General features: G+C 49.9%; 15 protein-coding genes. 13 read left to right on the forward strand and 2 right to left on the reverse strand.

Features of this window, described 5'->3' with window-relative positions:
• Positions 1 to 32 precede the first annotated feature (32 nt).
• A complete protein-coding gene (locus G5B42_RS06835) occupies positions 33 to 1,460 on the reverse strand; it encodes a phosphoglucomutase/phosphomannomutase family protein (RefSeq protein ID WP_181339711.1) in 1,428 nt (475 codons plus the stop codon).
• 100 nt (positions 1,461 to 1,560) lie between these two features.
• Positions 1,561 to 2,739, reverse strand: coding sequence for an ROK family transcriptional regulator (locus tag G5B42_RS06840; protein WP_181339712.1), 1,179 nt, complete (start codon positions 2,737 to 2,739; stop codon positions 1,561 to 1,563).
• A gap of 507 nt (positions 2,740 to 3,246) precedes the next feature.
• Here G5B42_RS06840 and G5B42_RS06845 point away from each other — a divergent pair.
• The 13 genes from G5B42_RS06845 (at position 3,247) to G5B42_RS06900 (ending at position 15,021) form a co-directional block, all read left to right on the forward strand.
• Complete coding sequence (locus tag G5B42_RS06845) at positions 3,247 to 4,554, forward strand: ABC transporter substrate-binding protein (RefSeq protein ID WP_231133321.1); 1,308 nt, start codon at positions 3,247 to 3,249, stop codon at positions 4,552 to 4,554.
• Between the two features lie 163 nt (positions 4,555 to 4,717).
• Positions 4,718 to 5,629 (forward strand): carbohydrate ABC transporter permease, encoded by a 912-nt coding sequence (locus tag G5B42_RS06850; protein ID WP_181339713.1) that lies wholly within the window; start codon positions 4,718 to 4,720, stop codon positions 5,627 to 5,629.
• Positions 5,626 to 6,537, forward strand: a complete 912-nt coding sequence (locus G5B42_RS06855; protein ID WP_231133322.1) for a carbohydrate ABC transporter permease — start codon at positions 5,626 to 5,628, stop codon at positions 6,535 to 6,537. The genes G5B42_RS06850 and G5B42_RS06855 overlap by 4 nt, the downstream gene beginning before the upstream one ends.
• Positions 6,538 to 6,649: 112 nt before the next feature.
• Positions 6,650 to 7,378 (forward strand): glucosamine-6-phosphate deaminase, encoded by a 729-nt coding sequence (gene nagB / locus G5B42_RS06860; protein WP_181339714.1) that lies wholly within the window; start codon positions 6,650 to 6,652, stop codon positions 7,376 to 7,378.
• Between the two features lie 287 nt (positions 7,379 to 7,665).
• Positions 7,666 to 8,871, forward strand: a complete 1,206-nt coding sequence (locus tag G5B42_RS06865; RefSeq protein ID WP_181339715.1) for a glycosyltransferase — start codon at positions 7,666 to 7,668, stop codon at positions 8,869 to 8,871.
• A 30-nt stretch (positions 8,872 to 8,901) separates the two neighbouring features.
• Positions 8,902 to 9,255: an HIRAN domain-containing protein gene (locus tag G5B42_RS06870; protein WP_331274068.1), complete on the forward strand. Its 354-nt coding sequence runs from the start codon at positions 8,902 to 8,904 to the stop codon at positions 9,253 to 9,255.
• A gap of 290 nt (positions 9,256 to 9,545) precedes the next feature.
• The gene (locus G5B42_RS06875; protein ID WP_181339717.1) at positions 9,546 to 10,769 is read left to right on the forward strand and encodes an ROK family protein; all 1,224 of its coding nucleotides are present in this window, start codon (positions 9,546 to 9,548) and stop codon (positions 10,767 to 10,769) included.
• 279 nt (positions 10,770 to 11,048) lie between these two features.
• Positions 11,049 to 12,308, forward strand: a complete 1,260-nt coding sequence (locus G5B42_RS06880; RefSeq protein ID WP_181339718.1) for an ABC transporter substrate-binding protein — start codon at positions 11,049 to 11,051, stop codon at positions 12,306 to 12,308.
• A gap of 42 nt (positions 12,309 to 12,350) precedes the next feature.
• On the forward strand, positions 12,351 to 13,307 hold the full coding sequence (locus tag G5B42_RS06885) for a carbohydrate ABC transporter permease (RefSeq protein ID WP_231133323.1): 957 nt from the start codon (positions 12,351 to 12,353) through the stop codon (positions 13,305 to 13,307).
• 15 nt (positions 13,308 to 13,322) lie between these two features.
• Positions 13,323 to 13,742, forward strand: a complete 420-nt coding sequence (locus tag G5B42_RS11865) for an ABC transporter permease family protein (RefSeq protein ID WP_231133324.1) — start codon at positions 13,323 to 13,325, stop codon at positions 13,740 to 13,742.
• Positions 13,693 to 14,160 (forward strand): carbohydrate ABC transporter permease, encoded by a 468-nt coding sequence (locus tag G5B42_RS06890; protein WP_331274072.1) that lies wholly within the window; start codon positions 13,693 to 13,695, stop codon positions 14,158 to 14,160. Before G5B42_RS11865 ends, G5B42_RS06890 begins: the two co-directional genes overlap by 50 nt.
• 14 nt (positions 14,161 to 14,174) lie before the next feature.
• A complete protein-coding gene (locus G5B42_RS06895; RefSeq protein WP_181339721.1) occupies positions 14,175 to 14,564 on the forward strand; it encodes a hypothetical protein in 390 nt (129 codons plus the stop codon).
• Positions 14,542 to 15,021 carry a hypothetical protein gene (locus tag G5B42_RS06900; protein WP_181339722.1) on the forward strand — a complete coding sequence of 160 codons (480 nt, stop codon included), beginning with the start codon at positions 14,542 to 14,544 and terminating at the stop codon, positions 15,019 to 15,021. Before G5B42_RS06895 ends, G5B42_RS06900 begins: the two co-directional genes overlap by 23 nt.
• Positions 15,022 to 15,079: the final 58 nt, after the last annotated feature.

Here is a 15,079-nt window from a genome sequence, read left to right on the forward strand (position 1 = left end):
TTTCTCCTTTTTTATTAGTTTATTGTGGTTAATTATTTGACTCCCAAGTAAGTGGCCATGATTTCACAAAGGTCGGTGGCCGCTTTTTCGCTGGTGGCCTCGGCATAGATGCGTAAAAGGGGCTCCGTCCCGGAGAAGCGGACGCTCAGCCATTCGCCCGTTGCGAAGTAGATCTTCAAGCCGTCGAAATCACCGACGCGGGCGATTTTCAAGCCGAAATCAGGCCAATTTTGCCGGCTAAAGATCTTCTCGGTGAGGGCGGTTTTTTGGGCCGGGGGGAAGGAGATGTTCTTTTCGGCCATGCGATAGGTACCATATTTCGTTTCAATTTCCGCCAACAATTCGGAAATGCTTTTTCCGGTAATACTAAGGGCTTCGATGAGGAGACTGGCGGCAAAGATCCCGTCTTTACCGGGGATATGGCCCCGGATGGTTAAACCGCCGCTGCTTTCCCCGCCGATCAGGGCGTTGGTCTCTTCCATTTTGGCGCTGATGTACTTGAAGCCCACCGGAACTTCGTAGCATTCTTCGCCAAAATCACGGGCGATCGCGTCCAGCAGATGGGTGGTGGAGAGGTTTCGGACGACCGGCCCGGTCCAACCTTTGTAACGCAGTAAATAATAATAGAGGAGGGCGAGGATCTGGTTGGGCGCGATAAAATCGCCCTGTTCATTAATGATCCCGATCCGGTCGGCATCGCCGTCGGTACCAATCCCCAGGTCGAAACCGTTTTCTACAACCGTATTTCTTAAACGGTGAAGGGTGTGGGTGGTCGGGGAGGGTAAGCGGCCGCCGAACAAGGTGTCGTGGCGGTCGTGGATTACCATCACCTCGCAACGGGTGGTGACGAGAATGGTTTGGAGGGAGGTTTTTGAAACCCCGTACATGGGATCAAGGACGATGCGGAGTTTTCTCCTTTTGATCGCTTCGGTGTCGATCATGCCCAGGATGGTATCGATATAGTCATTAAATGGATCGATGATTTCAATCCGGTTCTGATTGAGGGCTTCTTCAAAAGCTAGACGGCGGATAGCCGCGGGATCGACCTTCGCGACCAGGCTTTCGAGGTGACTGGTTACTTCTTCCTTGGCATCCCGCCCGCCGGCGGTAAAAAGTTTAACCCCGTTGTAATCGGCCGGATTGTGGCTGGCGGTAATGGTTGCCCCAAAGGGCGCCTCCATCTTTTTCACGGTGTACATTACCAGAGGGGTGGGGGCGACCTGTTTAATAAAGTAAACTTTTATATCATTACCGGCTAATACTTCGGCCAGCCATTTTGCGGCTTTGTCCGATAAAAATCTACGGTCGTAACCGAGGACAAAATAGGGATTGTCCTTTCCAGTCCTGGTGGCATTTTCTCTTACCAGATCGGCAATCCCCTGTGCCAAAAGGCAAACATTGTCCTTGGTAAAATCCTCACCGATGATCGCGCGCCAGCCGCCGGTTCCAAATTTAATCATGCTCTTCCTCCTTTACAGATTGGGTCAGTCTTTGGCTATTTACCGGATATCTAGTCTTTGGTTGTTGCGTCCTTCTTTTTTTACTTATAATTGTTAACAGTTAAATCGGAGGGGTGAACCATTTTTGGGTGAAGAGACCGACCGCGCCTAAGAGATCCGAGTCTTCCCCCAAGGTGGAGCAGTGGACCGAGATTTTCTTTTTCAGCCCGCTTAGTTCCAAGGTGGTCTGGAACTTCCGTTCAAGGCGTTCAATCAACAGCTCTTTGAAATTGGCCCAGATTCCGCTGATAATTACCATGTCTAAGTCCAGCAGTCCGCCGCAGAGGGAAATGGCGATGGACAGGATTTCGATTAGGTCCTCCAGGATTTGGCAGGCGACCGGGTCGCGGTTCAAGACTTTGGTATAAAGCTCAAGCCAGTCTTTGAGCTCTTTGCCGGTCTCACTTTGGTAACGTTTGAGGACGTCCGGAAAGTACAAATAGGTTTCAAGGCATCCTTGCTGACCGCACCGGCAAGGTTGTCCGTCCTTTTTCAAAGGGATATGCCCAATCTCCCCGGCCATCCCGCGCGGACCGGTGAGGAGTTTTCGGTTATAAATAATTCCGGCGCCAACGCCGGTACTGGTTTTTAGTAAAAGAAAATTCGCCACGTTCTTGGGATTGCCAAACCACAACTCGGCAAGGGCGGCGGCGTTGGCGTCGTTTTCCACCACAACAGGAAAGTCCAAGTACTTCTCGAGCATCTCCGCAACGGGAACATCACGCCACCCGAGGTTAACCGACTGTAAAAGGATTCCGCGTTCACTCTCGACGATGCCGGAGATCGCCACTCCGACGCCCAGGATGTGTTCCTTTTTCACGTTGGCGTTTTGCATGAGGTTTTGTAATTCCTGGACCAATTCGCGGATTAAGGTGTCGGGTTCGAGAGAATAGGGCGAGTAGCTGGTTTTCCGCATTAACTTTCCTTTAAGGTCGGCCAAACCCAGCGCCACTTGATCCCGGCGAATTTGGATCCCAATAATGAAGAGTTTTTCGTAACTGAGTTTTAAAAGGATCGGTTTACGACCACCGTTTGATTTACCAATGCCGTGTTCGGTAATGATGCCTTGGCTCAGGAGCTCACTGACAATACGGGTGATCGTGGCCGGGCTCATTTTGGTTACCTTTGCCAACCTGGCCCGCGAACAAGCACCTTCGCGGTAAAGGGTTTGCAAAACGGAAACCACATTGTAGGATCGTATTAAACTTGTACTGCTTAAACCGCGTCTTTCTCTCTCCATTGACTCGCCCTCATTATCATTTGCTTTATTACACTATGAAATATTCATCTTTAGCTTACTATAGTTCAATACAAATTGTCAAGATACATAATCTTCCTCAACCAAAATACCAGCTTAAAGAAGGAAAAACCGCCATACTGAACGGCGTGAAAGATAAGGATTTGACCTTGCTATTGACAGGTGAAATTTAATGTGTTAAGATAAAACTGTAAAAAATAGATTAACAAAAATCCACTTTACCCCGGGTTTTTGTACCGCGAGCCCTAACAAGGTTCTTTTTTCGGGACATAATTTCAATGTGAAACAAAATTCCCGCGGTGTCCATCCTTACATAAACGGGGTATGGCAAGACAAAAGGAGGTGGTTATCGGCTAAAAAATCAGCTGTTGCCGATTGGACGACAGGAAAAGCGTAATATTTTCTTTCGGCAACAAGGTTTTCCCGTCTCGAGAGGGCAGCAGAATGTCACAAATGAAAATTTAATATTCAAAGGAGGTTTTTTGTAGGATGAGTTTTCGGAAGTCGACAATGTGGATGGCTTTGCTTCTGTTGTTTGCGTTAGTCCCGACGCTGATTGCGGCGGAGCCGGTCACCATCCGGGTTTTGAATTACCTGGATGCCAGCAGCCCGAATGCCGCTGCCGAGGTCACGCAGATCTGGCAGCGCTTTGAGCAAGAAAATCCGGACATCCTCGTGATCAGGGAAGATCAATTTGGCGAGCCTTTCCACCAAAAAACCGAAGCCTACGCCGCGGCCGGCAAACTCCCCGAAGTGCTCTATGTCTGGCCTGGCGGGCGTTCGGCTACCCTCCATCAGAAAGGCCTGCTGAAAGATATCACCCGGCTGTTAGGGGATGAGCGGAATGAGTTTAGCGAGGCTGCCCTGCAACCCCAGGCGGGTGGGTATCTCGCAATGGTGCCGATTGGGCTGACCGCTACCCATGTTATGTTCGTAAACACGGCCCTGTTGAAAGAACTTGGCCTTGAAATGCCGAAGACCTATGCCGACCTCAAGGCGATGGTTGAACCGTTAAAGAAGGCCGGCAAAGATTGCATCATCGTCGGTGCCCAGGATGACTGGGTAATGCAGTCTGTTCTGTACAGCATGATCTTCGGCCGTATGGTCGGCGACGAAAAACTGCTTGCCTTCCTCGATGGTAAAGCCAAATTTACCGATAAAGAATTCGTTGATTCGCTGCGGTTCTACGAACAACTCTTCAAAGACGGTGTGATCAACCGGAACGCCATGCAGACACCGTACGGTGAAGCGCCGGCCTTGTTTGCCGCCGGGAAGGCGCCGTTCATGATCGACGGTGACTGGAGAACCGGTGCTTTCATTACCGACCAGTCGACCGGGGTTGCCCTCATCCCGCCGGAAAAACAGAAGGATATCGTGTTGACGGTGTTCCCGCAGATTCCGGGCGAGGTCAACAAGGGGACCACTTCGATCGTTCCGGCAACCGGTTTTGCCATCAGCTCGCATGTGAAAGACAATTCTCCTGAGGAAAAAGCCGCCTGGCGCCTGATCTCCTGGCTGAACTCGGCCGAGGTGCAAAGGATCCGGTTAGAATCCGGCGCGGCCTTCCCCTCCCGGAAAGGCGTCACCAGTGACAAACTTGAGCCCATCGCCCAAGAAAGAGCGGAGTTCTACGGCAAAGTTACCGGCACCTATGTCTTGGACGACAAGCTTCCGCCGGAAATCTTCACCAAGATCAACATCGGTTTGCAAGAGATCGGTCTCGGCTTAGCTACTCCGGTTGAGGTAGCCCGGAGCGTCCAAGCCGCCTATGAAGAGTGGGCGAAGAGCAATAAGTAAACCTTAACGGAACATACTTGTAACCTTGCGGGCACGTTTCGGCGTGCCCCGCAAGGTTTCTCCCCGTCCTGTCATGAAAAACCTTCGTGTGGATCGGCCGGTTAGACGCGCGAAGATGCACCAGTAAATACCCCTGGCCACTTTATTTTGGGAGGTAGTATAGATGAAAACACGCCGTATCTTTTCTGAAGAACGCCGCGCCTACCTTCTTATGGTTTTGCCCGCAGTCCTTATTTACATTGCCGTGGTTGCCTTTCCAATGGTCTTTTCACTCTGGATCAGCGTGAGTGATTATTCCGGGGGTCAAATTTTTGGTGGTACGACACCAGTCAAATTTGCCGGTTTTTCGAACTACGTCCGGATGTGGAATGACCGCTATTTTTGGATCTCTTTAACGAATAACGTGTATATTGTCTTGATCTCAATTTTTGGCCAGATTCCGCTTGGCTTTATTCTGGCCTATGCCCTGCACCGTAATATGATCCGAGGGAAAGGATTTTTCCAAACCGTTATTTACTTGCCATGCGTTATTTCATCGGTTATCGTCGGTATCCTTTGGCAGACCATTTTTTCGCCCTACGGGCCGATTACCGAGATCATGCGTTTCTTTAAACCGGACTGGCAAAACACCCTGATGGTAAATCCGCGGACGGCAATCGTTCCTGTGCTTTTAGTAATGCTTTGGTATTACACCGGAACCTATTTTATCATTTTCCTTGCCAACCTGCAAAAAATTGATAAAGAAATAATTGAAGCGGCGAAGATTGATGGAGCCACGGAATGGCAAAGCCTGCGCCATGTGATTCTTCCGGCCTTGTCCGGGGTCATTGTCACCTCGTCAATTCTGGCGATCTCCGGTTCACTGAAGAGTTTTGATTTAATCTTTGCCATGACCCAAGGTAACCCGGCGCGGCGCACATCGGTTTTAGCGCTTTACATGTATGATACCGCATTCCGGGGCGCGCCCAATTATCCGCGGGCGAATGCTGTTTCCACCTTTATGATGGCCTTTAGTTTCCTTCTGATCATCATTACTAAACTTGTGGAGAAGAGATTTGGGGGGAAAGAAGAATGAAGAATATTCCGCTGACGATTGAGGACCCAATGCGTAAGAAGCCAAGAATGAAAAAAAATGGCTATCGCAACTCGCTACAAGAAGAAACCGGCTTGATTTCCCGTCTCTTCTTTCGCCTGATCCTTTTCCTTTTTGCGGTATTGTCCATCGCACCGTTGGTCTGGGTCACCCTAAGCTCCTTCAAGACGACGCAGGAGTTTCAGATGAACCGGTTGTGGCTGCCCGCCAGGTGGTTTTTCAAAAACTATCCCATGGCGTGGGAGATTGGCAACATGGGGACCTTGATTGTCAACAGCGTAATTTACACTACGGTTTCCACCCTTGCGGTCATTGTCCTGTCGGTGGCGGCCGCTTTTGCCTTTGCCAAGATTAAATCGAAAGCCACACCCATTTTATATGGCAGTTTTGTCATTGGGATTTTGCTGACGATCCAATCGATTATGGTGCCTTTGTTTTTAATGGCCAACACGGTACATTTGCTTGATACCCGTTTAGGTGTTTTGATTCCCTATACCGGTCTGGGCCTTCCCATCGGGATTTATCTGTGTACGGAATTTATTAAAGGCATTCATGATTCGATTATCGAATCGGCACGGATCGACGGGGCCGGTTATTTCCAGATCTTGGCAAGGATTGTTTTCCCCATGTCGAAACCGGTCATTTCAACCCTGGCGATCTTGAATGTCTTAAGTGTTTGGAATGAATTTATGATGATCAATATTCTTGTCTCCCGCGAAGCCCTTAAATCGTTACCGGTGGGGATTATGAAGTTTTCCAGTGCTTTATCGTCGGACTATGGAAAACAGTTCGCGGCCTTAGTAATCGGTTTGCTTCCCTTGCTCCTCTTCTATCTGGCGTTCCGGAATAAGATCACCGAAGGTGTATCGGCGGGTGCCGTTAAAGGATGAGGTTTTTGTTTGGCTGCGAAAAATCTTTACTGTGAAGCAGGAGTTTGCAATAAACTATAGAAGAACATCAATTTGTTTGGCATTATTGGCATAAAAGGGGACACGGGCAACAATGCGGATTATAATTGGAAAAGACTATGCGGAAATCAGCAAAAAGGCGGCATTAATCGTTGCTGCTCAAGTAGTATTGAAACCTGACTGTGTTTTGGGTTTGGCGACGGGTAGTACGCCCTTGGGGCTGTACCGTGAACTGATCGCCATGTACGAACGGGGAGAAGTTGATTTTTCCAAGGTAACCACCTTTAATTTGGATGAGTATTATCCGATCATGCCGGATCATCCCCAAAGTTACCACTACTTTATGTACCAGAACTTGTTCAACCATATTAATATTGATCCGAACAGGATTCATCTCCCAAACGGAATGGCCGATCCGGTTGAAGAAGAATGCAACAATTACGAACGGCTGATTGCGGAGGCGGGCGGGATCGATCTCCAGGTGTTGGGGATCGGCGTCAATGGGCATATCGGGTTTAATGAACCGAATCCGGGCCTTAGTTCCCGCACGCATTTGGTGGATTTAAAGCAAGAAACCATCAAGGCCAACAGCCGCTTTTTCCAGTCGGAGGCCGAGGTACCCCGGCAGGCGTTGACCATGGGGATGGGGACGATTTTAAAAGCCCGCCGGATTATCTTGTTGGCCAGCGGGAATAGTAAGGCGGAAGCCATCAAAAAGACCGTGCAGGGAATGGTGACGACCGAGTGTCCTTCCTCTTTCCTTCAAACCCATCCGGATGTCACCTTGCTCCTGGACCAAGAGGCTGCCGCGTTATTAGACTAGGAGGGGGATTTCAACCCTATAGCCAAATTCTATCTTATTTTTAAAATAGTCAAGTGTAACGAGGGCGAAGCGAAATTTGGCGCAAACCGATTGCGTTTGCTGCGATTTGATATATAATTATGTTCAAGAGTGAAGCTTCTTCTCGACGCTTGGCTTTTTTTTATGGGTGGGGGGGTTGCCGTGGTGCGCGCCTCTACCCGGCCGGGCAATTGCGGGCCGAGGTAATATACCCGTGCGTGACCAGTAACGAATGACGAATCGTATTTTCTAGATTTGGGGGTGTTTACATGGAGCAGCAGATGGTCATTGGGCAGTTTAACGACTCCTACCCTCCGGTGATGGACGGAGTCGCTAATGTGACCAAGAATTACGCCTACTGGTTACACAAAAAATACGGCCAATGTTATGTCGTAACCCCAGCGTTTCCTGGTTATCGTGACCAAGATCCTTTCCCGGTGATTCGCTATTCCTCTTTACCGCTGGTCTTCCGCCCGCCATACCGGCTGGGCTGTCCCCAGATCGATCTTAAAGTGCAACGGCGCTTGAAGGAGATCCCCTTCGACCTGATCCATACCCATTCGCCGTTCTCTTCGGGACAGCTGGCCCTAAAGATTGCCCGGCAAAAGGGAATTCCACTGGTGGCGACCTTTCATTCCAAGTTCTATGATGATTTTAAAGCGGTGGTCAAAGCAGAAAACCTCGCCTGGTTCGGGGTAAAACAAGTAATCAAGTTTTTTTCCCAAGTTGACGCCGTCTGGACGGTGAACGAGGGAACCGCAAAAACGTTGCGGGAGTATGGATACCGGGGACGGGTCGATATTGTCCACAATGGGACCGAGTTTGAACCTCCGGCGGACCGGGAGGCGCGCCGGGAGGCCATCAATCAGCAGCTTGGCCTTGTCCCGACGGAACCGGTCTTTCTCTTTGTCGGGCAGCATATTTGGCAAAAAAACGTGCGGATGATTATCCAAGCGTTACAGTTATTGCACCAACGGGGGGTTGCCTTCCGGATGATCTTTGCCGGGACGGGATATGCCGAAGCGGAGATGAAAGAGCTGGTCGAGGAGGTTGGCCTGGCGGAAAAGGTTAATTTTCTGGGGTGTGTCCTGGACCGCGACCGGTTGAAATCCCTTTATGCCCGGGCCGATCTGCTTTTGTTCCCTTCGGTGTACGACAATGCTCCGATTGTGATCCGGGAGGCGGCGGCGGCGAAGTGTCCGGCCGTGGTGGTGGCCGGTTCGAACAGCGCGGAAGGAATCATTGATAATGTGAACGGTTTTCTCACGGAGAATGATCCGGAAAGTCTGGCCCAGCGGATCCAGGACATTATCCGCGACCCGGAGCGGTTAGTCAAGGTGGGCGAGGAAGCCCAACGTACGATTTACCGGCACTGGGAACAGATTATTGACGAGGTGGCGGCGCGCTATGGGGAGTTGATTCAGGAATTTAAGAAGAAAACAACTACCTTTGGTCCTGTCCCTGTGGTAAAATAAAATTAAGAAAAAGGAAAGGCGGTTATGGGGGTGCCGGCGGAAAGATATGTTGCGGTGGTCGGGTTTGGTCAATTTTACGGCCGGAAGATTTTTAAACCGGATCAGATCGTAAAACTGGTCAAAGAACCCGAGAATGCTTATGATGATGAAGCAATCCGGGTTGAGCTGGAGCCGGTTGGCCAAGTCGGTTATGTGGCCAACAGTACGGCGACCGTCCCCCGGGGCTGCCATAGTGCCGGTCGGATCTATGATACTTTTGATGAGCACTGCTATGGGATTGTCCGGTTCGTGACGAAAGAAGCCGTTATTGTGGAATTGCTGGATAAAATCAGGATGCAGATTGTTTTGTTGGAGACCAGCATCATAAATCAAGCCAATGGATAATTGCCTGCGCCAGTGAATGGCACCCAGCGTTACCGGTGGCCTTGACGCCAACTGTTAATCACTCCTCTGTGGCCAGCTTTAATGCTGGCCCTTCTTTTATCACCTGAATTATGGGGACCCCTTAACACCGGCGGCCAAATCGGCTCAAGAACAAGCTCCGGTTAATAACTGAGAGGAGCGGAGAAAAGAGGATTTACGGTCTCCGTTTCGAATATTTTTAAGAGGTTTACTTAGTACTTTTATTAATGAATAAGAAAAGAACGACAGAAACGTTTATTGGAGGGTAGCTTGTGAATAAATTAACAGGTAATGCGAAAACCATTAAAATAATCAACCGCTCCCTGATTTTGCAAGCCATCCGGAAACACGGGCCGGTTACCCGGACCGACTTGGTTAAATTGACGAAATTGACCTCCGGAACCATCTCAAATTTAACGGCGGAACTACTGAAAGCCAATATAATCAAAGAAGTGGGGACCGGAAAATCCATTGGCGGGCGTCGTCCCCTTTATCTTGCGATTAATTCCAATGCCTGGCACGTGGTGGGGGTTAATATCGGGAACACCAAAGTGGTATCGGTGGTTACTGATTTGGAAGCCAAAGTGGCTTGCCGGGTTGATGGTAAATTAAACAGGGCATGGGATGCCGAGCAACAGGTGGCGGAGGTTTGCCGCTTGATCGAAAAGGCCATTGCCGAATCGGGCCTTCCCCGCCATTCTTTCCTCGGCATTGGCGTCGGCGTACCGGGATTTGTCAATACGAAAGCTGGAAAAGCTGTCTTTTCCCCAAATCTTGGGTGGAAAGATCTCCCGGTCAGAGAGTTAATCCAAGCCCGGGTTGGGCTTCCCGTTTTGCTTGAAAATTCCGTTCGCCTGGGTACCCTCGGGGAGAAATGGTGGGGGAAAGGCCAGGGAAAAGAAAACGTGATTACGATGTATATCGGGACCGGGGTGGGCGCCGGCTTAATCTTAGGTGACAAACTGTACCGGGGAACCGATGAAGCCGCCGGGGAAATTGGCCACATTATGGTCGCCGATACGGGGCAACGTTGTAGTTGCGGGAAGTATGGATGTTTGGAAGCGGTGGCTTCCGGTCCGGCCATCGTCCGCCATGCCAGCCGGTTGATTCAGCAAGGAGTCAGCACCAAACTGATCGATATGTGCCAAGGAGACTTAAATGCAATCACCGGGGAAATGATCGACCAGGCCGCCTGGGAAGGGGATGAAGTTGCCCGGGAAGTTCTGACCCAAGCCGGCCGTTATCTTGGACAAGGAATTGCGATTTTAGCTACTTTGTTTAATCCCGATATTATCATTCTTAATGGCGGGGTCAGCAATGCCCATCCCATTCTGTTGCCGGTGATTAGAGAAGTAACCGAAAAGCAACTTTTGGTCCCGGTCAAGGTTGAAGTCTCCGAGTTGGGAGATATGGCAGGACCTTTAGGCGGGGCGGCCTTAGTGATTGAAGGTTTATTTACCATTTCGGGCATCGAGTGGGTCACGCCCATTAGCTAAAAATTTTTTAAAAACTTAATTTAATAATTAAGGAAACTTAGAAGGAATTAGTGTCCAATAGTTGAATAATTTATTTATAAGGGCCTAAATAACGAAAATGACACGCAAAGGAAAAGAAATAATAACAACTTATCTTAATAGTTAAATTAATACGTAATCCATATTGCCATCCATTAGTCATTTAAACCCCTGAAAGCCCGGGGTTAGGAGGTGGTAGCGCGGCGGAGATAAATTCCTTATTACAACCCTATTTAGTTTATAAAAGGAGGAGAGAAAGCCATGAAACGTTTTCGTTATGTCTTACTTGGCCTGCTCCTGGTTTGCTGCTTCTTTAGCCTCACTCTGGAGGCCGCTCCGATAAAGTTGGAGTATTGGACGATCTTTACCGGTCCCAACGGACAGACCATGCAGAGGCTGGTTGATCGTTTTAACCAGGAATACAAAGGCAAAATCGAGGTCCAAATGTCGGTCATGCCTGCGGGCAACTTCTACGAAAAAATTATTTCCGCGGTGGTCAGCAATCAAGCTCCGGATTTTTGTATCATGCATGTGGACCGTTTAGCCGAGTTTACCTCACGGGGGATTTTATTACCCCTTGATGAATACGTTGAAGCATTGGGCCTCAAAGGTTCGGATTATGCCGAACCTCTGTGGAACGGGGGTATTTGGCAAGGAAAACGTTACGCCATTCCCCTTGATACCCATCCCTTGGTCATGTACTGGAACAAAAAACTCTTCCGTGAAGCGGGCCTTGATCCGGAAAAACCGCCTACGGACGCAGAAAGCTTTATCAAAGTCTGTAAAGCCTTGACTAAGGATAAAAACGGTGATGGCAAGATTGACCAGTGGGGGACGATGCTTTCGGTCGGTTGGCCTAACTTCCAGTACTGGTACACTATTTTCCACCAAAACGGCGGGACCCTATTTAACGCTGACAATAGCCAAGCATTGTTCAACAGTAAAGCCGGGGTCGACGCCCTCCAATTCCTGGTGGACTGTATCTATGTACATAAAATCTCCCCCGATAACGTTCAGGTTGACTCGGAACATGAAGCCTTTAAACGGGGAGAATTGGGCATCACCTTTAACGGGATCTGGATGATGGCCGATTACCTTAATCAACCGAACCTCGAATTTGGCGCCGGGCCGGTTCCGCAGTTTGGCAGCCAAAAAGCGGTATGGGGTGGTTCCCACCAGTTTGTCCTCCCCAAACAACGGCGGGTTGACCGCAACCGGATTAATGCCGCTATTGAGTTCATCAAATGGTTTGGTGATCATAGCCTCGACTGGGGCTTCGGCGGTCAATTACCGGCGAAACTGTCCGTTTTGAACAGTCCCGAATTCAGGCAAGATCCCTATTTCGGCCGTATTGCGGAGATGGCTGATTACGTTTACTTCCCGCCCTTCTTTGCCAAGTACGGTGAAGCGGTTGGCCCGATCTGGGATGCGGTTAATGCTGCTTTACTCAGGAAAAGTACTCCGAAGGAAGCCTTGGACCGGGCAAAGGATCTGTCCAACAAGATTTTGGCCGGAAACTAGTTCTCTTGCGTAAGGAAGAGGGGGATTCCCCCTCTTCCATCCATGACGAGGGAAGGTGAAGAGGTGGCTACTTTAGTAATGAAAGAGAAGCCCAAAGGGAGATTCCGTCGGTGGTTCGGAAGTAACGGACTGCTCCGTCCCTACTTTTATTTGTTACCCCATGCCGTTTTTTTCTTTATGTTTCTCGTTTATCCGATCTTTAAAGGCTTTTACATTAGCTTGACCGAATGGGACATTTTCGCCAACTCCGGACGTTTTATCGGTCTGGGAAATTACCGTCTCCTCTTTGATCCGGCCGCCATTCAAAATGTCTATTTTTGGCAAGCATTAAGGAATACCCTAATTTTTGTCGTAATTAGTGTACCGCTCTTGGTGTTAGTGGCTTTGGGTTTGGCTTTACTCTTAACTTCCAGGCTTTCCGGGCGGAGTGTTTTTCGGACGATTTTTTTCATGCCAACCGCCTTAACCGTCTCGGTGGTGGCGGTAATCTGGCGGTGGCTCCTCAATGTGGACCATGGATTTGTCAATTTTCTCCTTGAAAAGGTGGGAATCAAGGGTGTACCTTGGTTGACCAGCCAACCTTGGGCTTGGATTTCCATTACCATCGCCACGGTTTGGTGGACTGTTGGGTGGAATATGATCCTCTTGATCAACGGGATTAACGGGGTACCGGAGGAGATCTATGAGGCCAGTAAGATTGACGGGGCCAATGCATGGCAACGTCTACTTTATATCACCTTGCCGTGTTTACGGCCGGTGCTCTTGTTTGTCTGTATTACCACCGTGATTGCCTCCTTTAATCTTTTCGGTCAACCCCAACTGATGACCGGCGGCGGTCCTGCCCGGTCAACCTTGCCTGTCATGATGCAGATTTATACGGAGGCCTGGGCGAACTACCGGATGGGACCGGCGGGCGCCATGTCCTATCTCACCGCCTTGATTATGATTGTTTTCACCGTCTTCCAAAGCAAACTCTTTGCCCAGCGGGCTGATGATTAGAAGGGGGGGCGAAAGTTGAAAACGGAACATAAATTCCGGCTGAATCTCCAGTTTGTGATCGCGTCGATCCTGGCGGTTATTTTCTTGTTCCCCATTTACTGGATGTTCATCACTTCCCTCCGGCCGGAAGTGATGACCACGGTTTGGCCGCCCAAACTATTTCCCACCGATTTGACCTTGGAGAATTATAAGGCCATTGTGAGCAATACCGTCGATACTCCGGTCTTCCGCTGGTTTTTCAATAGTTTGGTCGCCGCGTCGGGTTATACCATTCTTTCCTGTATTTGTATGTTCTTTGGCGGCTTATGCTTTGGCTTGCCTGGATTTTCCGGGACGGGAAGTTTATTTTTGGGCCCTGATTACCTCATTCATCATCCCCGGGATTATCTTTCTGATCCCCAACTATTTATTGGTGAATCGATTAGGATGGGTTGATACCTATCTGGCCCTAATCTTACCGGGGCTGTCTGGCGCAACCGGGGTCTTTTTAATGCGCCAGTTTTTCCTGACCATCCCCAAATCTCTCCAGGAGGCGGCCTGGATGGACGGGGCCGGCCGTTTCTGGGTCTTCCTCAAAATTGTGCTTCCCTTATCAAAGCCGGTTTTATTAACCTACGGCCTGATGAGTTTCCTGGCCAACTGGAATGATTATCTGTGGGCTTTGATTGTTACGTACGCGCCGAGAATGCGGACCCTCCCGGTGGGGATTCTGACCTTGCAGGGACGGTATATCCATTATTACGGGAAGATGATGGCCGGAGCCTTCTTAACCGCTTTACCGGCGATTATTCTGTTTGTGGCGGTCCAGCGTTACTTTGTGAAAGGCATCGTCATGACTGGGATGAAAACGTGAAGGTGGGAAGGCAGATGGTAATGAAAGGAAAAAACTGGCGTAAATTTCTCCGGTTTCCGCTTTGTCTTTTGGTCCTCCTTGTCATTTCGGGTCAAAGGTCACCGGTGGAAGCCGGCTATATTAAGGTGGCGGAACATGGTCGCTACTTTGAGAAGGATGGTCAGCCTTTCCTGGTTGTCGGGTTGAATGATGCGCTGACCTGGCCGGGACTTTCTCCGCTCTTGAATGGGCTTTCCCCCGGGGCGGTCGAAGCTTACCTTGAAAATTTGGTCGCCCACGGGGTAAACACCGTCCGCGTGATGATTGAGTATGCCGAGACCCCCCTGGGTTTGCTTGAAGATCCGCTCGGCACTTATAACCCGACGGTAGTGCGATCCCCGAATGGATGCGGAATTTTTACATAATGTCTCCTTCGCCCATCTCTTCAGCGGGGGAGCCGGGACGGGCATGCGCTGGCCGTACCGGGTACCCCATATCTTATCCACCGGGATGCTTGAAGCTTTACAGCGGGTGAGTAAATTTATTGCCGCCGTTGACTGGCAAGGGTTTGTTCCTGATCATATCTCCGGCGACCTGGGAACGGAGGAGGGGATCCTCGCGTGCGCCATTGGGGACGGGCGGAGGATGATGGCATGGTTGGTCCGGAAAGCGGAAGCCCGGAAGGGGGAAGAACGGGAGAAACTCACCATTGAAGGGCTGGAGCCCGGGGAGTATGAAGTGAAGTACTGGGATCCGTGGCGTTCATGTTGGTTGCAGGAGGAACGCCTGACCTGGACCGAGGGGGTTACCATCCAAACCCCCGCCTTTGAAAAGGATCTTATTATCGTCATGACCTTACGAACGGAGGAAGAACAAAGATGATCGTCATACCAAAGGTAAAAGATGAGAACGGGGCAAGGCTAGCCAAGGGGAGGGATGG

The sequence above is a fragment of the Capillibacterium thermochitinicola genome (assembly GCF_013664685.1).
Classification (GTDB): domain Bacteria; phylum Bacillota; class UBA4882; order UBA10575; family UBA10575; genus Capillibacterium; species Capillibacterium thermochitinicola.